Source organism: Catalinimonas alkaloidigena (assembly GCF_029504655.1).
GTDB classification, from domain to species: domain Bacteria; phylum Bacteroidota; class Bacteroidia; order Cytophagales; family Cyclobacteriaceae; genus Catalinimonas; species Catalinimonas alkaloidigena.
This window is the reverse complement of record NZ_JAQFIL010000001.1, coordinates 7,332,893-7,356,553: the sequence shown is the minus strand read 5'-3', so window position 1 is coordinate 7,356,553 and position 23,661 is coordinate 7,332,893. Positions and strand designations below refer to the sequence as shown.

Here is a 23,661-nt window from a genome sequence, read left to right as displayed (position 1 = left end):
ATTTATTCATTTCCCTTTAATCTAAAACTTTATAGCCTACTAATATGGTTTATGCATGCATTAAAAAGACAGCAGGGACTTTATGTAAATCAGGCTTATTTCTTTTCCATGCCTGAATATTCATCGTTTTTATATATTCACTAGCACTAGTAACCCCTTTTGCTATGCAAAGTTTGGTGGAGTTTTTACAATTTTTGAGGATAGCTTCCAGCAGTTGATTATTACGGTAGGGCGTTTCCATAAACATTTGTGTCTGATGTCGCTCCTGTGCTTGTTTTTCAAGTTGTTTAAGTACTTTTGCCCGCTCCCCTCTATCTATTGGCAGATATCCATGAAATACAAATGACTGACCATTAAAGCCTGAAGCCATGAGTGCCAGCAGGAATGAGGAAGGGCCAACCAGAGGTACCACTTCAATATTCTGTTCATGGGCATAATTAACAGCTATTGCTCCCGGGTCAGCTACTCCCGGACAACCTGACTCAGACATAATACCTATGTCATTTCCTTGCATAACAGGCAAAAATAATTTGCTTAGCCCCTCTTCAGGTGTTCTTTTATTCAATACCTCGAAATGAAGGTCCTGTATAGGCTTTGCGATGTCCAAAGCGCTCAAAAACCTGCGAGCTGTCCGCACGTTTTCTACTAAGAAATATTTTAGTTTATTGGCAGTGGCTTTTACTGAAGGTGGTAATGTCTGCTCAATTGTGTCATCAGCAATGACAGTAGGGAGTAAATAAACCTTTCCCACCTTTTGGTGAGATGCCGTCATATTATTGTTATCCATTATATATGCAAGCTAATTTTAAGCAAATGGGAAAGCTTTTGATCATCTTCGGCCTAATTATCGTAGTGATAGGCGTTGTAGTTTATTTTTCTGATCGTTTTCCATCTATCGGAAAACTTCCGGGAGATATTGTTATCAAACGAGACAACTTTACTTTTTACTTTCCTTTGGCTACGAGTATTATACTGAGTGTAATTATATCCCTGATCTTCTATCTGATTAAAAAGTTTGGCTAAGAGTCTAAAAATTTACTTACTTCCTGAAAAAGCTTTTCAGTTTGCTCAGCGTGCACCCAGTGACCGGCATTCTCAACAGTAACTACTTTGGAAGAAGGAAAAATATCTTTAATCAGTTTTTCATCCTCTTGTGTGATGTAGTTACTTTTAGCTCCCCTGACAAATAGAGTAGGCTTCTCAACTTTATATTTACTTTCATCCAAGCCTTCGCCTATTCGCTCAATATTATGCTTAATGACCGGCAGGTTGAGTTTCCAGGCAAACCCTTTATTATCATCGCTTCTTTTAAGATTCTTGAGTAGAAACTGGCGCACTCCAAAGTCAGCGATATAAGGCTTCATTTGCTCTTCAGCTTCTTTTCTACTGCTTATTTCATCTATTTTTACCGCGCTCAATGCTTCCAGTATTTGCTGATGATGTACAGGATAAGCCCGGGGAGCAATATCTACTACGACCAGCTTTTCAAATAATTCTGGATACTGAGCAGCAAAAAACATGGCCACTTTCCCTCCCATAGAGTGTCCCAGCACTATTACTTCTTCAAGCTTATGTTTTTTTATGAATGCATATAGATCTTCTGCCATTACTTCATAATTAAACTCATCGCTATGAGGAGAGGCTCCATGGTTTCTTTGATCTATCAAAAAAACCTGATATTGCTCTGCAAGTTGCTTTCCAAAAGTTTGAAGGTTATCTGAAGTGCCAAAAATCCCGTGCAAAATGATCAGGGGCTGTCCTTCGCCCATGCTCCGGTAATTCAATTCCATAGCTGTAAAAAAATTAAATCTGTACTGTACATACCTAAATAAGGAAGATACCTATCAGCTTAACATATCATTGTCGGTTGACAGAGGTATCCACACTATTTTTTTGTTGTGCGGAGGTCAGCTTTTTAAAAACCCTGATCCTCTTAATTCGCTTATTATCTACAGCTACTACTGTAAATACATAATTATCATAATAAATTTTTTCTCCTGCCCGGGGTAGCTTAGAATGGATTTCTAATATCAAGCCTCCCAAAGACTCACTTTCACCTTTCACGCTATCAAACAGCACGCTATCTTCATCTACTATCTTGCAGAAATCGTTCAGCGAAGTGCGCCCCTCAAAGACATAGGTATTGTCATCCAGTTTGTTATAATGTACATCATTATCGTCAAACTCATCATTAATTTCTCCAACGATCTCCTCAATAATATCCTCGAGCGTAATCAGACCGGAAGTCCCCCCGTACTCATCCACTACAATTGCCATATGCACCCGCTTATCCTGAAACTCTTTGAGGAGCATGTCAATTTTCTTGCTTTCGGGAACAAAAAAGCCTTTGTGTAACAGCTTTTGCCACTCAAAACTTTCTTCGTGATCCAGGTAGGGGAGGAGGTCTTTGACGTAAAGCACACCTTCAATATTATCAATAGTTTCCCGGTAAATAGGGATGCGGGAATAACCGCATTTATTGATCTTATCCATAAGATCGTGAAAATCCATCTCAATATCTATGGCTGTGATATCCAGGCGAGAACGCATGACCTGCTTCACGGAGAGGGTCCCGAAATTGACAATACCTTTTAGTATGCCTTTTTCCTCTGCTGTGGTCATTTCGTTGCTAGTCGTTATCTCTAATGCGTGGTTCAGCTCATCTACCGATACATTATACCCTTTCTTCTCAAGTCGCTTTTCTACTATACTGCTCAATGACATAAGCAGCGTAGCAAACGGCCTGAAAAGAGTGCTGGCAAAATCAAGTACCGCAGCAGTTCTCTTTGCAAAGACCAAAGAATGATGTATGGCATATTGTTTTGGAAGAATTTCTCCAAAAAAGAGGATAGCTACCGTGATAATTGCTGTTAAAGCTACTACCACCAGCCCTTCAGTAGTTTTACCAAAATACTGCCAGGTAGCGTAGGTAGAAAGCGTTACAATAGCTACGTTGACCAGATTATTGAGTATCAGAATAGTAGCCAGGAGATGCTTTGGCTTATCCAGTAAGCTTACAATATGCTGATCACCCCCTTTATTGCTATTTCTACACTCACTTACTTCATCCGCTGTAAGTGAAAAAAAAGCTACCTCAGACCCGGATATCATCGCTGAGCAAAACAACAACAAAATGATAATGATAGCTACAACGGTATAGAACAAACCAAAAGAAGAAAATACGTCCGTCAGAATGAATAAGAAATGTTCCGGGTACGGATCGTCTAAAGATACTTCCAAAGTGATATTTTTTGATTAAACACTAAAAAGGCAGATCATCAGTATCTTGCTCATTATGCTGAGGCATTGCTTCCTCTCTCTTCTGCGTTGGGGCAGAAGGCTGCGAAGGCATTCCTCCTTGCGAATAGCTATTACTGTCAGCAGTATCAGTATCTTCATTTCTACCGCCCACAAAGGTCATATTGGTAGCTCTGATTCGCTTATCGTAACGGGTTACGCCTTCTTTATCCTGATAGGTATTTGTTCTGATCTTTCCTTCTATATAAACTGTATTCCCCTTTGAAAGATATTTTTCGCAAAGTTCAGCAAGCCTATCCCAAAGTTCTACTTTATGCCATTCTGTTTGCTCCATCCGTTGTCCGTTCTTCGTATATACTTCTGAGGTAGCAATACTAATATTGGCTACAACAGAACCACTTTCCAGATGTCTCACTTCAGGGTCTGCCCCCAGATTACCTAATAGGATTACTTTATTTACTCCAGCCATTCAGTCAGTTATTTTAAAAAGTATGTTTACTACAATTTAACTAAAATATTACTTCACTCAAATACTTATCAATTAAAATAGGCTTAGGCAAGCCCTTTACCTCTTCAATACTGTATACACTAAGTCCTTTCTCAGTTAACAAAGAATCTGCCAAGCTACCTTTCTCCATATTTAAGGTAAAAAACCGTACTTCTAACTGCTGATGTGTCAGTTGGTGCTTGTACAATGCAGACATTTCTACAGTAGGATTGGTATTTGTCATTACTTCTGTCACCAAAAAATCGTCTATATTTTCTAAACCATCAATTACATGCTTATTTTCTACCAAGTAAAAATCATATAGTCCATGCCATATGTCTTTCCCGCTGCGTTTTTTCATGTACAAAAAATTACCCCGTCGCAAAACTATGTAAGAAAAGTAACGTTTTTTCACTTTTACCTTTTTTATCTTCACCGGCAGTTCATGCTGCCTGTTGTGCTGGTAGGCATAACAAAGCTGATTTACCGGACAAAGTAAACAGGCCGGGCTCTTGGGTGTGCACTGTAAAGCCCCGAACTCCATGATAGCCTGATTATACTCACCTGCTAGCCCTTCCGGTACCAGCGTATTGGCAAGTTGCTGAAATTTTTTCTGCCCTTTGCTTGATAAAATATCTTCTTTTACTCCAAATACCCTTGACAGTACTCTATACACATTGCCATCAACTACTGCTACGGTCTCATTGTAGGCAAAAGAAGCGATAGCAGCCGCTGTATATGCGCCCACTCCTTTAAGTTTTATCAGTTCATTATAAGTCTGAGGGAATTTAGCCTGATAATCGCTTACAATAGTCTGAGCACAGCTATGAAGATTTCTTGCTCTGGAGTAATACCCCAGCCCTTGCCATAAGCGCAAGACTTCCTGTTCCTCTGCTTTGGCCAGATCCAGAACGGTAGGAAAAGCCTCTATGAAACGATAGAAATAAGGCAGCCCTTGTTTGACCCGGGTTTGTTGCAAAATAATTTCAGATAGCCATATGGTGTAAGGGTCTTGAGTATCTCGCCAAGGTAGATCTCGTTTGTGCTGCCGGTACCATCGGATGATTTGTTCAGAAAAATTATGTACTTCCAAGCTTAACAAAATGTTCTTTTACAACTCATAAGTGACAGATTTACAGGCATGTAATCAGATTTTATTTCTTTTATTTTCTAATTTAGGTAGAAGCATTAACTTTACGGCTTGAAAAAATTTTGTTTGTAATTCCATTCATCCATTTAAATCTTTAAGGAACGTGACAAAGGCAGAAGTAGTTCAGCAAATTGCTGACAAAACAGGTATCGATAAGGCAGATGTTTACACTACCGTTGAAGCTTTTTTTAGCGTGGTCAAAAACTCTATGTCCGGTGGTGAAAATATCTACATCAGAGGGTTTGGAAGTTTTGTCAATAAAAAAAGAGCCCGTAAAGTTGGTAGAAATATATCCAAAAATACTGCTATTATCATTGATGAACACTACGTTCCTAGTTTTAAGCCTTCTAAAGTTTTCCAGGAAAAGGTAAAAAACAGCAAAAAGCTTAAAGAAATAGAAGCAAATTAAACTTTCACTCTTTTCTTATCGTTCTCCAAGCGTAATTTCCGATTTGATTTAAGGACATGTTAAAAAAGCAGGTAATACTGAGTATCGTGGCTATTGCCGCAGTATTACTTTTATTTCTGCTACCTAAGGTGGTGGTTGATAATGAAAGTGAGAACATGAATAATGCTTCCGCAGACACGGAAGCAAAAGATGGTGAAGTAGGTTCCGAGCATGTTGATGCCGTTCCTGAGGAAGTGAAAACTGAACTCACCAGGCTAAGAGAAGCTTATAAGGATAGTAAAAATTCAGAAAATTTTACTAATTTTGCGAATTCATTGATAGACGGCTTCGTTGCCGCTAATCAGTATGATAGCGCGGCTTCTTATGCGGAAGAGCTGGCAAGTGTGGAAACCACTCTGGCTTATCTTCGCAAAGCAGCAGATTTATATTATGAGGCTTTCACCTACGCCATGGATGCTGAAAAGACAGCACGCATGGGTGAAAAAGCCCGGTACTTTTATGAAAAGGTAAGGGCGCAGGATCCTTCAGATCTTGACGCAAAGGCCAAAATGGCGATGACTTATGTTTCATCTTCCAGCCCGATGCAGGGAATACAGATGCTTCGTGAAGTACTGGATGAGGATGAGAATAATGAACTGGCCATATATAATCTGGGACTGTTGTCTATGCAATCTCAACAGTATGATAAAGCAATAGACAGGTTTAAGAAGCTTACAACTCTTGATCCGGCTAATCTTCAAGCACAGTTTTTACTGGGCGTAAGTTATTTTGAAGCAAATCAGGAGGAAAAAGCGAAAACACAATTCTTACGTGTAAAAGAGATGGACGATGATCCTTCAGTACAGGCAAGTGTTGATGAATATTTAAACCAATTATAATATAATCTTATAAAGCATGTGTCATTATACACATGCACACTTTAAAATATTTGTTTCATTTAAAATATTATTATTATGCCTTGCGGTAAAAAAAGAAAAAGACATAAGATCGCTACTCACAAACGGAAAAAGCGTCTGAGAAAAAACAGACATAAGAAGAAGTAATAAAATGCTACTAATCAGCCTATCCATGTTTAATAATATTTTTTCACGGATAGGCTGTTTGTACTTATCATTAGCTTTTATGTTTCATCAAATTTGCTACCTATTGCTTGGTAGCTTTTTGTATTTATTTTATAACAATTAAACGAGAATCCGTTGAGTAATGAATTAATCATCAATTCAACTCAGGATGGATGTCGTATAGCCCTTTTAAAAGAGAGAAGCCTGGTGGAATTTCACCACGAGGTTGATGCTAATAAGTTTACTGTTGGTGACATATACCTTGGGTCGGTAAGAAAAGTAGTGCCCGGTTTGAATGCAGCTTTCATTGATGTAGGTTACGAGAAGGACGCATTCCTGCATTACCTTGATTTAGGACCCCAGATAAAGACATTAAATAAGTTCACCAAGAACACATTTAACAATAAATATAATACGCATCTGTTAGGCAAAATCAAGAATGAGCCTGACATTAACAAACTAGGTAAAATCAATCAGGTTCTTAACAAGAATCAGGCAGTGCTTGTACAAATTGTAAAAGAACCTATCTCAACCAAGGGCCCGCGACTATCCTGCGAGTTGTCTATCGCCGGAAGATATCTTATCCTCGTGCCATTTTCTAGTGTGGTCAATATCTCAAAAAAGATCACCAATAAAAATGAAAGAAAAAGGCTCATGCGACTGATATCTTCTATCAAACCTGAAGGCTTTGGCATCATTATCAGAACTGTAGCTGAAGGTAAAGAAGTAGCCGAGCTAGACAGAGACCTCCGCAATTTGGTCAATGTTTGGGCAGAAGGCGTTAAAAAGTTAAAAAAGGCTAAGCCTCGTGACAAGATCATCGGTGAGATGAGTCGCGCCTCTTCTTTGCTCAGAGACATGCTTAATGAATCCTTTGACAGCATTGTCACTGATGATCAGGAAATTTATGAGGAGGTAAAGACGTATATCAAAACAATTGCTCCTGCTAAGGAAAAGATTGTTAAACACTACAATGGCAAAACCAAGCTTTTTGAAAATTTTGGTATTGAGAAGCAGCTTAAGTCATTGTTTGGTCAGTCAGTCAGTATTCCTGGTGGAGGCTACCTGATCATTGAACATACCGAAGCACTTCATGTAATTGATGTCAATAGTGGCAATAAATCTAATTCTGAAAAAGACCAGGAAACCACTGCGCTCAATGTCAATTTACAAGCTGTTTCGGAGATAGCCAGGCAGCTTAGGCTACGTGATATGGGTGGTATTATCGTCATTGACTTTATTGACATGCGCAAGCAGGAAAATAAGAAGGCAGTGTTCGATAAGATGAAAGAAGAGATGAAGGTAGACCGTGCCAAGAACACCGTGCTGCCGTTGACAAAATTTGGACTGATGCAGATTACCCGACAAAGGGTAAGACCTGAACTCAATATCATTACCAAAGAAATCTGTCCAACTTGTGGGGGTACAGGAAAAGTAGCGCCTACGCTTCTGGTATCCGACCAAATTGAAAAAAACCTGGAGTATATCTTGGTTAAGCAAAATGAACCACAGTTAACGATTGCTCTTCACCCTTTCCTGCATGCCTACTTTACCAGAGGTATCATTTCCCGCAGGGTAAAATGGTTTTTTAAATACAAACGATGGGTCCGGCTTGAGGTAGATTCTTCATTAGGGCTGGTAGACTATCATTTTCATAACAAAGCAGGAGAGCAAATAGAGCTTTCTTGATTCTAAAATCTGAGTAGCTATAGGGTGCCCGGCAAATGTATTTTGTCGGGCTTTTTTTGGCCCCTTACCCTCTGGGTTTCAAAATACGAAACACATTATTGATCAACACGACCAATAAGGTAACCCCCAAAGCCAGTACGTACTGATGCAGTGCCACACAAATACCTATGCCTGATGAAAATAGTATGGTAGCTGATGTGGTCAGAAAAGATACATCCTTCTCATCACGGCTTTTCAAGATCGTACCCGCTCCGATAAAACTGATTCCAATAATAATGGCCTGAATAATGCGGATAGGGTCAACATCCAGCACCTCGTTAAATTCCGGTCTATACTGAACAATAGAGACCCCGGCAAGACCTGACCTACCAGCAAAGATGACGCTCCTCCCACTATCATGTGTGTTCTGAAGCCAGCAGGCTTGTTACGTACTTCTCTTTCGTAACCGATAGCTCCAGCCAGCAGACATGCAATAAATACATCCAAAAGTATCCATAATTGTCGAGTTACGTCCTGAAAAAATTCCATACCTGTAGAAAGTAAGTATTAAAAAAATGTTTGTTCTTCAGTGTAGTTTTCTTAGCTCTCAAAAATAATACTGAGCACAAAGCTGAAGATTTCGTTTATACTAATTTATCAATATCTCTAATCAATATTTTTCTACGGTCAAAATTGATAAGATTTTTTTCTTTGAGTTCGTTTAATATAGTAGTCACGGTCTGTCTTGAAGTACCGGTCAGGCTGGCAATATCCTGATGTTTAAGATGGCTTTTGATCATAGTCTCAAAGCCTACTTTTTTACCTTTTTCCCTTGCCAGATCTTTTAAAAACTCAATAATTCGGGTGCGAGCATCTTTAGAAATTAATAGCTCTATACGTCTCTCCAACTTTCTCATTCTCAACCCAATGATCTTGAATATAGTAAAACTAAGCTCCTGATCATCTGCCATCAGGTTTTTCATATCCTTGATGGTGAGTGGACAAATAATGGTATTGGGATCAAGTACCTGCGCAAAATCATTTCTTTTAATTTCTTCAGTAAGCGCCAGTTCTCCAAAGACCTCTCCGGCACTAAGTATAGTCTTGACAATTTCTTTACCGTCATCGGCATAAGTGCTGATCTTTACTCTGCCTTGCTTGATCAGATACACATTATCGGATGGGTCATCAATGAAATAGACAAAATCTCCCTTATTAAATCCCTTTTCTTTCTGAGCAAGTTCATACTCCATCTTCCTCACTTTAGGCATACAAAAAAAATTGGAGAAATTTTTATCCTCAAAGTACCAGATTCCTTGTGTATCCATGGAGAAATTCGTTAAGTAAAAATAAATTTGTCTGCGGGATATACTGAAGATTGATTTTAACTTACAAACTCATATAATATCCTTAGTGTTACTTCAGCATTTTTGTTCGTAAGCAAATGAATTCTTTAATAGAAGGCAAAAAATCTTTTGGCGAGGCTATCACCCTGTTGCAGCAAGGTGATGACCTTACCGCTAACACTCACTGGAAGCATGAGGGATATCATATAGATGCTTTTTTTTCTAGAGAAAGATATGCTTCTTTTTATGAAGGAGTCCATAGTCTATTTCAAAAATTTTTAAGAAATATTGGAATTCAAATTCATGATAAAGCTCCTTTATCTGATTATCACCTTTACATTAAGAACAAGTACGATTTACATTTAGCGGTGGTTGATCAGGCCAAACTGCTTCAGATAGAGGAGTTCCCTGTCAGTATTCAGCGATTAGAAGAACGTATATCCGAACTTTGTGGCATCCCCGTGCAGGCACTTAACCCATACAATGGAGATAAGGTATTTCATTTCAGGATTATCCGCCCACAAAGCAAGGATAATAACCCCTTACACCGAGATGTATGGCTTGAAGAATATAAGGATTGTATTAACATTTATGTTCCTATCTGTGGAAGCAACCATTTTTCCTCACTCAGCCTGGTGCCGGGAAGCCATTACTGGAGCGAAGCGATGGTAGAGAAAACCATAGGAGGAGCTAAAGTAAACGGCATTCAGTTCAATGTGCCTGCTGTAACGGATAGCAAAATTCCTCTGAATATAATAAGACCAAACCCCGGCTTGAATCAGGTACTTATTTTTTCTCCTTATCTGCTGCACGGAGGAGCTACTAACCTCAATGTAAATAAAACTCGTATTTCACTAGAAATGCGCTTTTGGCGTAAAAACCCTAATATCGTATAAACATATATAGTTTTCGGAGCCACCGAAGTCTTATGTTCAAACTGTTCAGTAACTTAAGAAGTTTGTAGCCTCCTCTGATGCCATATATTTCGTTTAACAGTCCAAAGAACAAAGTCGCTTCCTTACGATTGTCTGAAAATACAGCCTGCCTGATTTCAAATTTTACTCGTTTTGCCAATGCTTCTCTGTCATCAGGCGTTCTATTCAAGTTTTTTGCTTTTTGACACACCTGAAAAGTAGAATACAGTTGCCGGTCTCCTATTTTGTACCAGCCAGTTGACATAGATTTGTTGATCTTTCGGACCAGCGTGGTACATTCGTCCAGGTAATCATATTTGTATTTTCTGGCTGACCGCACCCAAAAGTCAAAATCTTCATAGGCGAGCGCTTCATCATAGCCATTCAGATAATGCAACACCTCATTTTTGTACATCATCGTAGGTGAGGATATGAAATAGCGAGCTATTACTTCTTTATAAATATCACCAGTAGGCACAGGCCGAATGTGCTTGTATCTCTCACCAAAATGGCACTTTAAAAGATTACCTTCCGCATCAATATACTGTGACTCTGTAAACACCACACCATAGGCTTCTGGGAGCTGTTCAAAATAGTTGACCTGAGAGCTTATACGTTTTGGTAAGATGATATCGTCCGTGGCCAGATCAACTACATATTTCCCTTTAGCCATACGCCAGGCACGATTAAAGGCGGCACAATTGCCAATATTTCTTTCTATAAAAAGCGTCTTGCAGGGATAGGGGCAAGGGTTTGCAGCCAGGAAACTCCGAATTCTTCCTACACTTTTGTCGGTGCTCCCATCGTCTACAATAAGCACCTCTATATTTTTATAGTCCTGCTGCCAGACAGAAGCTAAGGTTGCCGTCACATAATCCTGATGGTTATAGCACAGGCATATGATGGAGACAATAGGCTGGCTCATAACTGAAGTTGATAAGTATTTTTGTATGAAGCTATTCCTCCCAAGTGCTGCTTGAATAGCTGTAGGCTAGTGCTTTGCGAAGTTCCCAAATCTAACAGACGGAGTCCATTTTGCTGACAATATTGATAAATGCCTTCTACTAAGAATACCACCGGGCTCCAGGATTTAAACGCTGCCTTAGCATCGTGATAGAAATCGTACAATATTCTTTCATTTACTACTACTGATAAGGAGGCAGCGATACATTCATCTCCATGATAAACGGCAAAGATACGGTAAGCTTCAGGCAACTGCTGCACGCTTTTCAAAGCATCAGCATATGACATAGAGAGGTGCCACCCTTTCTCTTGTCTGCATTCCTGCAAAAAACGATAGTAATAAGAGAGGGATGAAAGTGGTTCTTCCTTAAATCTAAATCCTGCTTTACGGGCTTTCCTCAGTCGTTTTCTTTCCATTTTGTGCATTTTCTGCTCCAAAGCAAGCGGGTCCACTGCTATATGGTGATTCGTTAGAGACGACTCTTCCTTAAAATTATTTTGTATCAATATCTCCTGCAAATCAAGGTTGGAACCAGCTCTGTATGCATTTATACAATCTTTGATTGAGACTTGCTTAACTTTTGCAGCTGATAACTCTGCTTTAATATAGTGTATAAATTCAGTCAAATTCTCTTTGCGCAATTCACCACGATACTCCAATGAACCAAAAGGACTTTCGGGTAAGCTAATAGCTTCTTTCTCTCCGCTCCTGCTTTCTTTTATAAAAAAATGGATTCTGGCTATTGCTATATTTTTTTTTAGGGCATAGAACGTAAAAAGAAAAGCAAAGCGACTTGCTTTTAATTGAAGATAAGCGCTACTATTATAAAGATAGTTCTCTGCCTGTAAAGGATATTGATCTGAATTTTTTTTGGAAACGAACCGAAGATTTTCCATACCTTCTCAAAAATATAAATACCAAATTAAACTTTAACCTGCCGGAAGTTATTTCGTTACATAGTGAACATTTCGTAATGATAGCAGAGGTATGAATATTTTTTTTAGAATACTGTTGATATTGTCGTTCGTAGGCAGCCAAGCTGTGGCTCAGACAAGCATCACAGAAAATAAAGAGATCCTGGCTTCTATCAAAAATAGCCTGGATTACATATACAATACTGAAGTAGAAGCAGCAACTCAGTTAAATGAAGAGATAGGCCGGGAGCTACCCAACCACCCTGCCTATTTTATGCTTAAGGCACTGACCATCAGGGCGGCCAATATTCCTGTTAACCTTAACAGTCCTGAATTTCAGGAAATGAAAGGCCAGTTGGAAAAAGTTCTTTCGCTTTCTGAAGAAATTCTGGAAGAAGATGAAATGCATCCTGAGGCTAATTTTTTTGCTATGGCATCTATTGGATTATTGGCTATGTATGAGAATGATCAGGGTAACCATTTGAAAGCGGTAGGCATGGCTCAGGATGCTTACACTTACCTCAAGAATGGCTTTGAGCTTAAGAAAGAGTATCCGGAATTTTATTTTTCCAGTGGACTTTATAATTACTACCGGATCAAATACCCAGAAATGCACCCTATCTACAAGCCCTTTATGCTTTTCTTTCGGGATGGGGACAAAGAACTTGGCTTAGAGCAATTGAAAAAAGCTTATCGTGAATCTGTTTTCATGAGTCCGGAGTCGGCTGAGTACCTTACACATATTTACTTAAGATATGAGCAGAAGCCTGAACAGGCACTGCGCTATGCTCGTATTCTAGTCAGGAAGTACCCGGATAATTTGTTTTTTGTAACCAACTTTCTGGATGCAGCCCTTGCTTCCGAGCAATTTAGTAATCTTAACCTCCACGTACAGCAGTTACTGGCCAGTGATCGTGACTTCTACAAAATGACCGGCAAGCTCTTTGACGCTATGCTGTTAGAAAAGCGTGACCAGCGATGGGGTGCCGCAGAAAAAAGTTACATACAAAGTCTTGAGTATGCACAGGATTTGGATAGCGATGAAGCGGAGAATTACAGAAGCTACGCCTATGCCGGACTTGCACGCATTGCCCATGAAGAAAAAAAATACGAAGCTGCCCGCTCCTTTTATAAAAAGGCTTTAGCCTCTGCACAGTATTACCCTGTGGAAAAAGAAGCTAAAGCCTATCTTGAATAAATTAGTTTTTTGCCAAAGTGGAGTCATCTACCGTTTTGCCTGCTGCAAAGCGCTCTTTGCCCTCGTCCAAAAACTCTATAAAGTTCTGTATGCTCAGATCGTAAGCTTTGGGCTCTTTGAGCAGCTCTCCGTCATTGTTCAGCAGTACATAATAGGGTTGAGCATTATTATTAAAACGGGTAATCTGAAAATCAGCATTCTGTTTTCCAATTGTTTTTTTCACCTTATCATCATATTCCGAGGTATACCATTCTGACTCAGGAAGCTCAGTTTTTTCGTCCACATAAAGCGCCACCACTACATAATCTTCTTTTAGCCTTCTGAGGACTTCGGGGTCAGACCAGACACGAGCTTCCATTTCCCGGCAATTAACACAGCCATGCCCCGTAAAATCAATGAACAAGGGCTTGTTTTGAGCTTCAGCACAAGCCAGTGCCTGCTCATAATCAAAATAGCCTTTGATACCGTGAGGAAAATGCAGCATATCTGCATATTTCGGGGCTTCACATTGCTCATTAGTATTCTCCGCCAATACTGCTCCTGATGAAGTTTCAAGCTGCTGACCAGTCAGGTAAGGCATGTTAAAATCATGCGTATGCATAGGAGGCAGATAACCCGCTAAAGCTTTCAATGGTGCACCAAACATACCGGGGATCAGATACACAACAAAAGAAAAAGTAGCAATAGCCAACATCAAGCGTGAAACACTGATAAATTCCAGCGGGCTGTCATGCGGAAGCCTGAGCTTACCCAGCAGATAAAATCCCATCAGCGTAAAGATCACAATCCACAGTGCCAAATAGATTTCCCGGTCCAGTATATTCCAATGGTATACCTGATCGGCGATACTCAGGAATTTAAGCGCTAATGCTAATTCTAAAAATCCAAGCACCACTTTAACAGAGTTTAACCAACCTCCTGATTTGGGTAAGCTGCTGAGCCATTGAGGAAAGGCGGCAAAAAGCGCAAATGGAATAGCAAAGGCCAGTGAAAAGCCCAGCATACCCAATACCGGTTTTACAAACTCGCCTCCGGCGGATTCTACCAGTATACTTCCTACTATAGGGCCGGTACAGGAGAAAGAGACCAACACTAAAGTAAAAGCCATAAAGAAGATACCATAGTAGCCTCCTTTATCTGCCTGGCGGTCTACATTGTTGACAAACGAACTGGGTAGAGTAATCTCAAACAGGCCGAAAAATGACAGCGCAAAGATGACAAACACCGCAAAGAAAAACAGGTTAGGGAGCCAATGTGTGCTCAGCCAGTTGGCAAAAGTAGGTCCAAAGGCAACAGATACGATAGTACCTATCAGGGTATAAATAATAATGATAGACAAGCCATAAATGACCGCTTTGCTGATCGCTTTTCCTTTATTGCCTCCACCTGTAAAAAATGAGACTGTCATTGGAATCATAGGGAACACACAGGGAGTTAGCAGAGCCGCTAAGCCAGCTAAAAAAGCAACAAAGAAAAAAGTAAGTAAAGTATAGGGCGTGTTTGACTCTCTTGTATTTGAATCTGCAGTGGGTACAGGCTGTGCTATTTCCTGATCGGCTTCTGCATCTTCTAGGCGCTCAGGTTGATCTTCCTGACTTAGCTGACCGGAGTTTTCTGCTTTTGCACTATCCTTTTTTTCACTTTCTGTTACAGCCGCTGAGTTTTCCTCTTCATCCATTTTCTCTGAAGGCTCCGCCTTTACATCAGAGGAAGTTTCTGCCTTGGCACCCTTTGAAGAAGGAGTACTAGAAGCTTCTGCTTCACTTTTTACTTGGATTGCTACACCAAATTCATCATCAAAAGGAATACACTGCCCCGTAACATCGCTACATACCTGGTAGGCATAGTCTCCATTAATTTGCGCTAAACCTGAGCCGGTAACTTTTATGGTTTGACGAAACTCTGCTTTCTTAGTGAAATAAGTATAATCTCCTTCAAAAATTTCATCGTATTTTTCCTTGGCACCAATAGGTCTGGTTTTACCTACCAATTCGTAAGCCTCCCTAGGCTCAAAATTAATTTCGGTAACCATAGGTCCGAGATCAGGATCAAAATCATTAGAATAGAGATACCAATCCTCCTGAATATCTACTGAAAAAATAACGTCTACTTCTTCACCTACCGCTACCTGTGGCTGAGAAAGCTTTACCGACCATGTAGCTGGCTTCAACACCTGTGCATGGGTGGCTGAAGCTATAGATACTAATGCAAAAAAGGAGAAGAAAAAAAGTTTAAATAGTCGCATATGTCAAATGTAATTCTTTATTCAAGTCTGTAAGAGATGGCAAATCGCAAAATGAATTTATCCTTCTCTGACCTTCAAAAAACGAACTAATGCTAAATAAAGTTGCTATAAAAGCACTTTAGCTTATCTATGCGACAAAAATAACAAAGATGTGATGTAGAGAAGAATGGATGTCTTATCTTCTTGATCAGGCAAATACTTCTTCTGGCTCTTCTACTTTTCTGCGATGGCGGGGACCATTATCATCAGGTAAGGTAACGCCGGGAGGAAGGTCAAGATCAGGAGTAGGGGAAATAGAAACTCCTCCGTCATCGTCATCATCATCGTCGTCTCTGAAACGGAAGTTACGTTTCTTCATGAGTACAACCATGAAATAAACCATGATCACGTAAGCTGCTCCCATTAGTACCATGTCAATCATACTACTCTCCTCTTCTCAGTGAAGTTTGTAAATTAAATGTATAAAAAAAACACCTAAAATGCTTATTAGTTTGAAAAAATGTGATTTTCACCCTATTTAGCTTATAAGCAATTGAAAAATTGCTCCTCACAATTAAACCTTATCTTATAAGATAAGATTATTTTCAGAATTTGTAAAGGATCTTTTAGCAAATCTTATGCATATTAATATACGTAGGCAAGCCTCTTATAGTTGATAATCAGTATAAGTGCCGAGGCGGCGGTAAATAAAGCCATAATAGCATAAGCATATATGATATTGGCTTCCTGTCCGAAGTATTGAATTGAAAAAATAGCTAAGAAGAAAACTCTCATCATCACATTGATGATACTAAATATACTGTTGACCCTTCCAATTACTGTATTAGGCACATACTTAAACAAATAGCTTAAACGCAATACTCGCGCTCCTGCATTGGCAAAACCAATCATAAACCCGACCAGAAGAAAGATAAGTACTGAATGCGTTACCGCACTTAAAGCTAAAGAAAGCGTAGCTAACCCTAACAGAAAAACTACCGCTTTAATTTTACTATAAGTCCTAAACAAGTTGCCCACAAAGAGACCGGCTCCTAATGCTCCAATGGCATACAAAACCTCCATAGCTCCAAAGACACCTCCTCCTTCGTGTAGATGGTTGGTAATGTACATCGGCATAAGGGCGTGTAGTTTGACCAGCATCACTACAAAAATACTGTGAGAGCATATTCCAAAAAGCATAATCATCGGATGTTCCTTAAGGTAGGCAAAGCCTGTCTTAAGCCTTTTCATCAGCTGGCCGGTTTCTATCACTCTTTGCTCAAGCGGAGCGTAGCGGATCAAAGCAATGAGAACAATAGCAATCAAATAAGTTAACCCATCCAGTAAAAATATCTCCTGCAAGGCCCAGGCTTCTATCTGAAGGTTAATCTCCACAGGCTGCTCAAAGAGCATCCATTGGGCCTGCCAATCTAAGCCCTCCAATAGCAGCGCTGCCATTGCCCCGGCCATCACATTGGTAGACTGGCCGACAATTTCTATGTAAGAAGTCACTTTGGTATAGTCTTCTACTGGCGTGATCTCCTGAGCAAAAGCATACAGATTGGGATAATGCAAGTAGAAGCCAAACATAGTGACCGCAAAGACTGAAACGATCAGCGGTATCGACAAATCACCCAGATAAATTCCGTAACATGCAATCATTAAAACGATACTACCCTCTACCGCATTATTGAGAAGAAAAACATGTTTTCTGTTGAAGCGATCAACTACTGTTCCCGCCCATAAACCCCAAAAAACTGTGGCAAAGGTAACCAGGCTGTAGATCAGGTTAAACTGAGAGGAAATATCCCGTTGGGCAAAATACCAGGGAATGGATAGTAATGTAATGCCCTGGGCAAAGCCTGAAACTCCATTGGCGGTAAATAATATGGCCAGAGCACGTTTGTTGTTGATGGTTTTTTTAAGTACAGAATGAGTCATAAATTACCGTATAAACCTGAGGGGAGAGGCTGGAGTTTAAACTTTGTACGGAAAAATTATGAGGAAGGTAACTATGGAAATAACAAATTTAAGACAACAGGCAAAAGCAAAGGCAGCCAAGTATTGTGCTTATCAGGAGCGTACCCAGCAGCAAGTGAGAGACAAGCTTTATCAGTACGGTTTGTATAGTGATGCTGTGGAGGAGGTACTGGCTGAATTAATTACTGATGGCTTCATCAATGAGGAGCGCTATGCACAGGCTTTCAGTAGAGGAAAGTTTGGTCAGAACAAGTGGGGGCGCGTCAAGATTGAGATGATGCTTCGCCAGAAAGGGCTCTCTAATTATTGTATACAAAGTGGGCTGAAAGAAATTGCAGAAGAAGATTACCGACAGCAACTTCGAGAACTACTAAATAAAAAATGGGCTTCTCTGGATGGTGAAGATGACTACACCCGAAAAAACAAGACTGTCCGCTATCTGATGGGTAAAGGCTATGAGCCTGATCTGATCTGGAGTTATTTTAAGGACTAAATTTATCTTTTCAGCCCTACCAATTCCTCACCTTCCAGCACTGCTACTGCATCATATTGATCTATTTGCAGAGAAAAAGCAATGTCTTTTTCAATGTTAAGGTTCTTCAGCCTTTGCACATGCGAAGAGTTTTGTAAGAACCCCAGCATATCATGTTTAGCTGCATGATAGAGTGTAATTGCAACCAAAGTGCTATCACAGGCACGACTAAACTTGGCGGTAAGCTGTTCTGCCAGCGCTCCGGCAAATAGCGTATCTTCCAGATTCACATGACCTTTCCAGCCGGCACAGACGATAAGTATGTCATGCTCCTGCTGGTTTAAAAATTTCGCTACACTTGATAGATTAAGAAAAGCACCTATTAACAAAGTTTTTGCCCCTTTGGAAAGGCTAATAGCCCGGGTTCCATTGGTGGTAGTTACTCCTATCTTCTTACCTTTGATCTCATCACTCATGTACTCAAAAGGAGAGTTGCCGAAGTCAAAGCCTTCTACTTTTTCACCGCCCCGCTCCGCTGCGGTCAGATAGCCTTTTGCCCGCAGTGCTTCACATGCTGCTACTTCTGCTACTGGCATGATACTACTTACGCCATGCGCCATGGCAGTGGTCATACAGGATGTAGCTCTCAATATATCTACTACGACTACTGCTTTCTCTTGTACATCATACAGGTGCATCAGATCAGGGCTGAGACAGACATCTATACGCTTCATGGAAAGTTAATTCTTGGTTTTGAGGGTTCTGGGTGTTAGGGTGATCAATGGTTTTGAAAATAGTAACAGAACTATAATACATTTACAATTATTACACTTCAAAACATAACACCTAGAACTACTAAATAAATGGTGGCTTGACAAGCTGGGCTTTCAATCGGCGGTTTCTTACTCCGATGAATACTTCAGTATCAGTTTTGGAAAACTCTTTATTCACATAGCCCATCCCGATACCACGTTTTAATACGGGTGACTGAGTTCCGGAGGTAACCCTTCCTATCACTTCATCATTTGCATTAAAAACCTCATAATCTTTACGGGGAATACCTTTATCTACCATCAACAGCCCTACCAGCTTTTGCTTTCCTCCACTTTCTTTCTGCTTCTGTAAGTGTTCAGAATTGGTAAATACTTTGTTAAACTTGGTAACCCAACCCAAGCCGGCTTCGATAGGACAGGTTGTATCATCAATGTCGTTGCCATAAAGACAGTAGCCCATCTCCAGACGAAGGGTGTCACGGGCTGCCAGACCGATAGCTTTTATACCTTCTTCGGCACCTGCTTCAAATAGCGCATCCCAGAGGGCTTCAGCATTTTCGTTATCTACATACAGTTCCACTCCTCCGGCACCAGTATAGCCTGTAGCGGAAATAATTACATCTTTTACGTTTCCTACTGTACCTTTCTGGAAAGTATAAAACTTCATGTTGTCCACATCTGCATCACTCAGCTTTTTGATCACGGTCATAGCTTTGGGCCCCTGCACCGCAAAGAGTGACATATTATCGGAAGCATTTTCCATGGCAACACCTTCGGTATTGTACTTACTTACCCAGTTCCAGTCTTTTTCAATATTAGCCGCATTGACCACCAGCATGTATTCTTCATCACTGATGCGGTAGACGATCAAATCATCTACAATACCACCAGTTTCGTTGGGCAGATAACCGTACATGGCCTTACCATCATATAACTTGGAAGCGTCATTGCTAGTCACGCGTTGTACCAGATCAAAAGCCTTCGGGCCACGCAAAAAGAACTCACCCATATGCGAGACATCAAATACGCCCACACCTTCTCTCACCGTCATGTGTTCTTCAATATCTGAGGTGTAGCGCAGGGGCATTTCGTATCCGGCGAAAGGCACCATTTTCGCACCTAGTGCCACATGTTTTTCATATAAGGCAGTCCTTTTCATATCTTAAAAAATTTGTGGTTGCTAAATTGACCTGCAAGTTACGAGAAAAATAAACTTTTGCTCAAGCCTGACTGAGGCTTGTCAATGAATGTTTTATGACAGGCGGAAAGACCTGCGGTGCCAGGGTGTAGCGCCATACTCCGCTATAGCTGCACGGTGCTTTTGGGTAGGATAGCCCACATTGGTTTGCCAGCCGTACTGAGGATAGTCATCTGCCAATCGCTGCATCAGCTCATCTCTATAGGTTTTAGCCAAAACAGATGCTGCCGCAATGGAATAAAATTCACTGTCTCCCTTGATAATACACTGATGGGGAATGAAAGGGTAGGGGTTAAAACGATTGCCATCAATAAGCAATAGTTCTGGCTGCGTGTCCAACTGCTCTACTGCCCGGTGCATCGCCAGGAAAGAGGCGTTCAGGATATTCACTTCGTCTATCGTCTGGTTGTCGACCTCCGCAATGGCATAGGCTAAAGCCTGCTCCTTAATTTCTTCTTTGATGGCTATTCTATCTTCCAGCCTAAGCAGTTTTGAGTCTGTCAGCAAAGGGTGTGAAAAGTCCTTCGGTAGAACAACTGCCGCGGCCACTACCGGACCTGCCAGGCATCCACGCCCCACTTCATCGCAACCGGCTTCTATCAAGTCTTCTGTAAAAGATGCTTTTAACATAAGACAGTTACTCCAGTATCGCGCTGATGTCTTCTTTGGTCAGTTTTTTGACAAAGCTTTCTTCCGTAGAGATCAGTTCGGTGGCCAGCCTGAGTTTATTCTGCTGCAGCTTCAGAATTTTCTCTTCTACCGTATTCCGGCTAATGAATTTGTACGTAAACACCTTATTCTCCTGCCCGATGCGGTGCGCCCGGTCAATGGCCTGCTGCTCTATGGCAGGGTTCCACCAGGGGTCCATGATAAACACATAATCTGCTTTGGTCAGGTTAAGGCCAACTCCTCCTGCTCTGAGAGAGATCAGGAAAAGCCGCAGTGAGTCATCATTCTGAAAGCGCTCCACTTGCTCTTTGCGGTTTTTGGTACTGCCGTCAAGGTAGGCAAAAGAGATATTTTTTTTATCTAATTCTTCACGTAGCAACGCAAGGTGCTTCACGAACTGACTGAAAACCAGTATTTTATGCCCTTCGCTTATAGCATTGAGCATCATATGCATGGTATCTTCCAGCTTTCCGGAGCTCTCATTGTATTGCTCATCTACCATTCTGGGATGGTTAGCGATTTGCCTTAGCTTGGTAAGCCCCTGCAACAAAAGCATCTGAGATTTATTGATTCCTTTGCTTTCTATAAGGTTCAAAATCTCATTACGATAAAATGACTTGGCTTCCTCATAGCAGGCTTCCTGCTCCTCTGTCATGGTACAGTATTGTACGTTCTCAACCTTCTCGGGAAGCTCTTTGGCCACCTGCCATTTCTGTCTGCGCAGGATAAAGGGTTTGATGATAGAGTATAGCTTGGCAGTTTTACCCAGGTCTCCTTTTTTCTCAATCGGCTGTACAAATTCATTCTTGAAAAACGACTGCGAGCCTAGTAAGCCCGGATTGATAAATGACATCTGCGACCAGAGGTCCAGCGTACTATTTTCCAGCGGCGTACCGGTAAGGATAAGGCGAAATTTTGAATTAAGCTCCTGAACGGCCTGAGCAATATTAGAATCGGGGTTTTTGATCGCCTGAGACTCATCCAGGATCACATAATTGAAATAGTAGTGTTTCAGGATGTCTACGTCCAGACGCACAATGCCATAGGAGGTAAGTACCAGATCATAATCCTGAAACTGCTCCACATTCTTATCCCGATTGGTTCCGGTATAGATAAACACTTTGAGTCCAGGCGTAAACTTTGCCGCTTCCATTTCCCAATTGTAGATCAGGGAGGTGGGCATTACCAATAAAGAGGTTTGCGCCCCAACACTATCGTTCTGCACTTGCTGCTCTTTCAGTTTTTGCAGTAGCGCCAGGGTTTGTACAGTTTTTCCCAAGCCCATATCATCGGCCAGGCAGCCCCCAAAATTGTAAGCATTGAGAAAGTTCATCCAGTTGTAACCAGCCTTCTGATAAGGGCGAAGGGTTCCACTAAAGTCCTCCGGCAGCGTTTGGTCTTCAATCTTACTAAACTCACGAAGACGATCCAGCTTACGGTCCATGGTTACCTTGGCTAGGCTTCCACTGTGTAAGTCCTGTACCAATGCCAGGTGGTATTTCTTCAGCTGCAGGGTATCTCCCTCATCTGTACTCTTTTCTTCACTGAAGGCGAACAACTCCGAATATTCTGTAAACCACACTTCAGGAATTACAGCAATCTCACCATTGGGCAGCTTTAGCTCCCGCTGCTTACCCAAAATCAGTTCGCGTATCTGCTGAAAAGGGATTTCGTAAGGGCCAAATTTTACCTTGGCATAAATATCGAACCAGTCTATGTTTTCTCTAACTTCAATATCAATGGTAGACTCACCGATGAAGTAAGTCTTATCGGTACCATTCTGCTGATTGAGGACAATCCCTTCTTCTTCTAATGTCTGTTTGTATTCATTGATCCACTCAAAAGCCTTGCTCTTATCCAGCACTGCTTTTGACTTACTAAATTCTATCGCCCTGTTTTGGAAAAACTGTAATACCTCCTGCTCGCGCCTGCAATTTCTCACGATGCGGTGAAAGATATAGTCATTCTTTTGCTTCTCTACTACCACACTTACGCCATCATCCTGCGAAGTTTTGAAGGTGTTATTACCGTATAAAAAAGAGAGTTCAAAGCATATTTTATCCGAGTCCGAAAGGTCAGTCTGTGAAGAGTTCCTGTCAGCTTCTACCAGTTCCGGCTGGCTATGATAAAGCTCATAAAAATTAAGCTGAGGAACCGGCTGAAAGCGCTCTGTCTGTATCTCAAACCCCTTGGCATATACATCAAAAGAAGCCACAAGGGGAGCTACAAACTTGCGATAGTAGGAGTCTTCTACCTTTCGGGGGATCATGATGAACTTCTTGTTGAGGAAAGGCTGAAGCTTATTACCATCTACATCTTTCTCAAAGCTATACAGCTTATTTTCCAATACCATCCAGGCCGGTTGCTTACATATGATGTAGGCATTTTTGTACTGAAAGTCTACCTTTTCTCCATTATGCTTAATGGTAGGGAAGTAATGAGTATTATCCTCATTACGACGAAAGTGAAAAAGTACAGTAGCTTTCTCCTTAAGTACTTCCACTTCCTTGCCTACCGGTTCACCGTCGTTACTCATTTCAAAAAGGCGCTTGCCTTTGAGTAGAGGAAGAAGCTGCGTACGAATTTTCTCCAGGTACTCATCTATTTCCTGACGGATCTGCTGGCTTTTTTCGGTGCTGCCTTCATAAATCTTGTAGAAAAACTCATGCGTCTTGATCTTCTTCTTATGAAACTTGTTGATCACAGCATCCTGTTGCATGACATCCATAAGCCGGATAAGCTCATAGTCTTCTTCCGAGAGCTCAGAGGCAAACTCATGTGCGTTTTTGGATGAGATATTCTGATGCTCAAAAGTAAACGCTCCCTGATCGTCAAGTTGCACCGCAAAGGATTCAAAAAGATAGCCCAGGTACTCGTGGAGAAAAAGTGAATATATGATTCTAAAGGGTCGTTCAGTGGAAACTTTCATATAAAAAAAGTGGCCAAGGTTGATAGCAAACTAATAGTAAAAGTACG

At 40.9% G+C, this 23,661-nt stretch carries 24 protein-coding genes; 7 read left to right on the top strand and 17 right to left on the bottom strand.

Annotated features, from left to right (window positions below):
- Nucleotides 1-49: 49 nt before the first annotated feature.
- A complete protein-coding gene (locus OKW21_RS29915) occupies nucleotides 50-787 on the bottom strand; it encodes an SAM-dependent methyltransferase (RefSeq protein ID WP_277486944.1) in 738 nt (245 codons plus the stop codon).
- A 26-nt stretch (nucleotides 788-813) separates the two neighbouring features.
- Between OKW21_RS29915 and OKW21_RS29910 the strand changes: the two genes are divergently transcribed.
- A complete protein-coding gene (locus OKW21_RS29910; protein WP_277486942.1) occupies nucleotides 814-1,023 on the top strand; it encodes a DUF2905 domain-containing protein in 210 nt (69 codons plus the stop codon).
- Here OKW21_RS29910 and OKW21_RS29905 read toward each other — a convergent pair.
- From OKW21_RS29905 to mutY, 4 genes are all read right to left on the bottom strand, one after another.
- Nucleotides 1,020-1,790 carry an alpha/beta fold hydrolase gene (locus OKW21_RS29905; protein WP_277486941.1) on the bottom strand — a complete coding sequence of 257 codons (771 nt, stop codon included), beginning with the start codon at nucleotides 1,788-1,790 and terminating at the stop codon, nucleotides 1,020-1,022. The genes OKW21_RS29910 and OKW21_RS29905 overlap by 4 nt on opposite strands.
- 67 nt (nucleotides 1,791-1,857) lie before the next feature.
- Nucleotides 1,858-3,240 (bottom strand): gliding motility-associated protein GldE, encoded by a 1,383-nt coding sequence (gene gldE, locus OKW21_RS29900; RefSeq protein WP_277486938.1) that lies wholly within the window; start codon nucleotides 3,238-3,240, stop codon nucleotides 1,858-1,860.
- A 22-nt stretch (nucleotides 3,241-3,262) separates the two neighbouring features.
- The gene (locus OKW21_RS29895; RefSeq protein ID WP_277486936.1) at nucleotides 3,263-3,727 is read right to left on the bottom strand and encodes a single-stranded DNA-binding protein; all 465 of its coding nucleotides are present in this window, start codon (nucleotides 3,725-3,727) and stop codon (nucleotides 3,263-3,265) included.
- A gap of 40 nt (nucleotides 3,728-3,767) precedes the next feature.
- Nucleotides 3,768-4,838, bottom strand: coding sequence for an A/G-specific adenine glycosylase (gene mutY / locus OKW21_RS29890; RefSeq protein WP_277486934.1), 1,071 nt, complete (start codon nucleotides 4,836-4,838; stop codon nucleotides 3,768-3,770).
- Nucleotides 4,839-4,998: 160 nt separating this feature from the next.
- Here mutY and OKW21_RS29885 point away from each other — a divergent pair, with 160 nt between their 5' ends.
- The 3 genes from OKW21_RS29885 to OKW21_RS29875 all read left to right on the top strand — a co-directional run bounded on the left by OKW21_RS29885 (nucleotide 4,999) and on the right by OKW21_RS29875 (nucleotide 8,054).
- The gene (locus OKW21_RS29885; RefSeq protein WP_277486932.1) at nucleotides 4,999-5,304 is read left to right on the top strand and encodes an HU family DNA-binding protein; all 306 of its coding nucleotides are present in this window, start codon (nucleotides 4,999-5,001) and stop codon (nucleotides 5,302-5,304) included.
- Nucleotides 5,305-5,360: 56 nt separating this feature from the next.
- Nucleotides 5,361-6,182 carry a tetratricopeptide repeat protein gene (locus OKW21_RS29880; protein WP_277486930.1) on the top strand — a complete coding sequence of 274 codons (822 nt, stop codon included), beginning with the start codon at nucleotides 5,361-5,363 and terminating at the stop codon, nucleotides 6,180-6,182.
- 318 nt (nucleotides 6,183-6,500) lie between these two features.
- The gene (locus OKW21_RS29875) at nucleotides 6,501-8,054 is read left to right on the top strand and encodes an Rne/Rng family ribonuclease (protein ID WP_277486928.1); all 1,554 of its coding nucleotides are present in this window, start codon (nucleotides 6,501-6,503) and stop codon (nucleotides 8,052-8,054) included.
- A gap of 64 nt (nucleotides 8,055-8,118) precedes the next feature.
- Here the strand turns inward: OKW21_RS29875 and OKW21_RS29870 are convergent, their stop codons facing one another.
- From OKW21_RS29870 to OKW21_RS29860, 3 genes are all read right to left on the bottom strand, one after another.
- Nucleotides 8,119-8,367, bottom strand: a complete 249-nt coding sequence (locus tag OKW21_RS29870; protein ID WP_277486926.1) for an MgtC/SapB family protein — start codon at nucleotides 8,365-8,367, stop codon at nucleotides 8,119-8,121.
- Complete coding sequence (locus OKW21_RS29865; protein WP_277486924.1) at nucleotides 8,289-8,582, bottom strand: MgtC/SapB family protein; 294 nt, start codon at nucleotides 8,580-8,582, stop codon at nucleotides 8,289-8,291. Before OKW21_RS29865 ends, OKW21_RS29870 begins: the two co-directional genes overlap by 79 nt.
- Nucleotides 8,583-8,677: 95 nt before the next feature.
- Nucleotides 8,678-9,361 (bottom strand): Crp/Fnr family transcriptional regulator, encoded by a 684-nt coding sequence (locus OKW21_RS29860; RefSeq protein WP_277486921.1) that lies wholly within the window; start codon nucleotides 9,359-9,361, stop codon nucleotides 8,678-8,680.
- Nucleotides 9,362-9,477: 116 nt separating this feature from the next.
- On the opposite strand from OKW21_RS29860, the gene OKW21_RS29855 reads away from it, so the two are divergent.
- Entirely contained in the window at nucleotides 9,478-10,275 is a 798-nt protein-coding gene (locus OKW21_RS29855; RefSeq protein ID WP_277486917.1) for a phytanoyl-CoA dioxygenase family protein, read from the top strand.
- Here OKW21_RS29855 and OKW21_RS29850 read toward each other — a convergent pair.
- Together OKW21_RS29850 and OKW21_RS29845 are read right to left on the bottom strand one after the other, a co-directional pair.
- A complete protein-coding gene (locus OKW21_RS29850; protein WP_277486915.1) occupies nucleotides 10,262-11,218 on the bottom strand; it encodes a glycosyltransferase family 2 protein in 957 nt (318 codons plus the stop codon). The genes OKW21_RS29855 and OKW21_RS29850 overlap by 14 nt on opposite strands.
- Nucleotides 11,215-12,153, bottom strand: a complete 939-nt coding sequence (locus tag OKW21_RS29845; RefSeq protein ID WP_277486913.1) for a GNAT family N-acetyltransferase — start codon at nucleotides 12,151-12,153, stop codon at nucleotides 11,215-11,217. The genes OKW21_RS29850 and OKW21_RS29845 overlap by 4 nt, the downstream gene beginning before the upstream one ends.
- Nucleotides 12,154-12,298: 145 nt before the next feature.
- Between OKW21_RS29845 and OKW21_RS29840 the strand changes: the two genes are divergently transcribed.
- Nucleotides 12,299-13,369 carry a tetratricopeptide repeat protein gene (locus OKW21_RS29840; RefSeq protein ID WP_277486910.1) on the top strand — a complete coding sequence of 357 codons (1,071 nt, stop codon included), beginning with the start codon at nucleotides 12,299-12,301 and terminating at the stop codon, nucleotides 13,367-13,369.
- Between the two features lies 1 nt (nucleotide 13,370).
- Here the strand turns inward: OKW21_RS29840 and OKW21_RS29835 are convergent, their stop codons facing one another.
- From OKW21_RS29835 to OKW21_RS29825, 3 genes are all read right to left on the bottom strand, one after another.
- Complete coding sequence (locus tag OKW21_RS29835) at nucleotides 13,371-15,614, bottom strand: protein-disulfide reductase DsbD family protein (RefSeq protein ID WP_277486908.1); 2,244 nt, start codon at nucleotides 15,612-15,614, stop codon at nucleotides 13,371-13,373.
- A 187-nt stretch (nucleotides 15,615-15,801) separates the two neighbouring features.
- The gene (locus tag OKW21_RS29830) at nucleotides 15,802-16,035 is read right to left on the bottom strand and encodes a hypothetical protein (protein ID WP_277486907.1); all 234 of its coding nucleotides are present in this window, start codon (nucleotides 16,033-16,035) and stop codon (nucleotides 15,802-15,804) included.
- A gap of 203 nt (nucleotides 16,036-16,238) precedes the next feature.
- On the bottom strand, nucleotides 16,239-17,534 hold the full coding sequence (locus OKW21_RS29825; protein ID WP_277486905.1) for an MFS transporter: 1,296 nt from the start codon (nucleotides 17,532-17,534) through the stop codon (nucleotides 16,239-16,241).
- Nucleotides 17,535-17,592: 58 nt separating this feature from the next.
- On the opposite strand from OKW21_RS29825, the gene OKW21_RS29820 reads away from it, so the two are divergent.
- Nucleotides 17,593-18,066, top strand: a complete 474-nt coding sequence (locus OKW21_RS29820) for a regulatory protein RecX (RefSeq protein ID WP_277486903.1) — start codon at nucleotides 17,593-17,595, stop codon at nucleotides 18,064-18,066.
- Between the two features lie 2 nt (nucleotides 18,067-18,068).
- Here OKW21_RS29820 and OKW21_RS29815 read toward each other — a convergent pair whose 3' ends face one another.
- The 4 genes from OKW21_RS29815 to OKW21_RS29800 form a co-directional block, all read right to left on the bottom strand.
- Nucleotides 18,069-18,779: a 2-phosphosulfolactate phosphatase gene (locus OKW21_RS29815; RefSeq protein WP_277486901.1), complete on the bottom strand. Its 711-nt coding sequence runs from the start codon at nucleotides 18,777-18,779 to the stop codon at nucleotides 18,069-18,071.
- Nucleotides 18,780-18,900: 121 nt separating this feature from the next.
- A complete protein-coding gene (gene gcvT / locus OKW21_RS29810) occupies nucleotides 18,901-19,977 on the bottom strand; it encodes a glycine cleavage system aminomethyltransferase GcvT (protein ID WP_277486899.1) in 1,077 nt (358 codons plus the stop codon).
- A 93-nt stretch (nucleotides 19,978-20,070) separates the two neighbouring features.
- Nucleotides 20,071-20,646, bottom strand: a complete 576-nt coding sequence (locus OKW21_RS29805) for a ribonuclease HII (RefSeq protein ID WP_277486897.1) — start codon at nucleotides 20,644-20,646, stop codon at nucleotides 20,071-20,073.
- A gap of 7 nt (nucleotides 20,647-20,653) precedes the next feature.
- Complete coding sequence (locus OKW21_RS29800) at nucleotides 20,654-23,614, bottom strand: DEAD/DEAH box helicase (RefSeq protein WP_277486895.1); 2,961 nt, start codon at nucleotides 23,612-23,614, stop codon at nucleotides 20,654-20,656.
- Nucleotides 23,615-23,661 lie beyond the last annotated feature (47 nt).

Excerpts from the sequence above, each read along its gene's own strand:
- OKW21_RS29845 (WP_277486913.1), bottom strand. The coding sequence starts at position 12,153 with ATGGAAAATCTTCGGTTCGTTTCCAAAAAAAATTCAGATCAATATCCT.
- OKW21_RS29865 (WP_277486924.1), bottom strand. The coding sequence starts at position 8,582 with ATGGAATTTTTTCAGGACGTAACTCGACAATTATGGATACTTTTGGAT.
- OKW21_RS29880 (WP_277486930.1), top strand. The coding sequence starts at position 5,361 with ATGTTAAAAAAGCAGGTAATACTGAGTATCGTGGCTATTGCCGCAGTA.
- OKW21_RS29910 (WP_277486942.1), top strand. The coding sequence starts at position 814 with ATGGGAAAGCTTTTGATCATCTTCGGCCTAATTATCGTAGTGATAGGC.
- OKW21_RS29805 (WP_277486897.1), bottom strand. The coding sequence starts at position 20,646 with ATGTTAAAAGCATCTTTTACAGAAGACTTGATAGAAGCCGGTTGCGAT.
- OKW21_RS29835 (WP_277486908.1), bottom strand. The coding sequence starts at position 15,614 with ATGCGACTATTTAAACTTTTTTTCTTCTCCTTTTTTGCATTAGTATCT.
- OKW21_RS29830 (WP_277486907.1), bottom strand. The coding sequence starts at position 16,035 with ATGATTGACATGGTACTAATGGGAGCAGCTTACGTGATCATGGTTTAT.
- OKW21_RS29815 (WP_277486901.1), bottom strand. The coding sequence starts at position 18,779 with ATGAAGCGTATAGATGTCTGTCTCAGCCCTGATCTGATGCACCTGTAT.
- OKW21_RS29850 (WP_277486915.1), bottom strand. The coding sequence starts at position 11,218 with ATGAGCCAGCCTATTGTCTCCATCATATGCCTGTGCTATAACCATCAG.
- OKW21_RS29820 (WP_277486903.1), top strand. The coding sequence starts at position 17,593 with ATGAGGAAGGTAACTATGGAAATAACAAATTTAAGACAACAGGCAAAA.
- OKW21_RS29905 (WP_277486941.1), bottom strand. The coding sequence starts at position 1,790 with ATGGAATTGAATTACCGGAGCATGGGCGAAGGACAGCCCCTGATCATT.
- OKW21_RS29825 (WP_277486905.1), bottom strand. The coding sequence starts at position 17,534 with ATGACTCATTCTGTACTTAAAAAAACCATCAACAACAAACGTGCTCTG.
- OKW21_RS29915 (WP_277486944.1), bottom strand. The coding sequence starts at position 787 with ATGGATAACAATAATATGACGGCATCTCACCAAAAGGTGGGAAAGGTT.
- gcvT (WP_277486899.1), bottom strand. The coding sequence starts at position 19,977 with ATGAAAAGGACTGCCTTATATGAAAAACATGTGGCACTAGGTGCGAAA.
- OKW21_RS29855 (WP_277486917.1), top strand. The coding sequence starts at position 9,478 with ATGAATTCTTTAATAGAAGGCAAAAAATCTTTTGGCGAGGCTATCACC.
- OKW21_RS29800 (WP_277486895.1), bottom strand. The coding sequence starts at position 23,614 with ATGAAAGTTTCCACTGAACGACCCTTTAGAATCATATATTCACTTTTT.
- OKW21_RS29860 (WP_277486921.1), bottom strand. The coding sequence starts at position 9,361 with ATGGATACACAAGGAATCTGGTACTTTGAGGATAAAAATTTCTCCAAT.
- OKW21_RS29895 (WP_277486936.1), bottom strand. The coding sequence starts at position 3,727 with ATGGCTGGAGTAAATAAAGTAATCCTATTAGGTAATCTGGGGGCAGAC.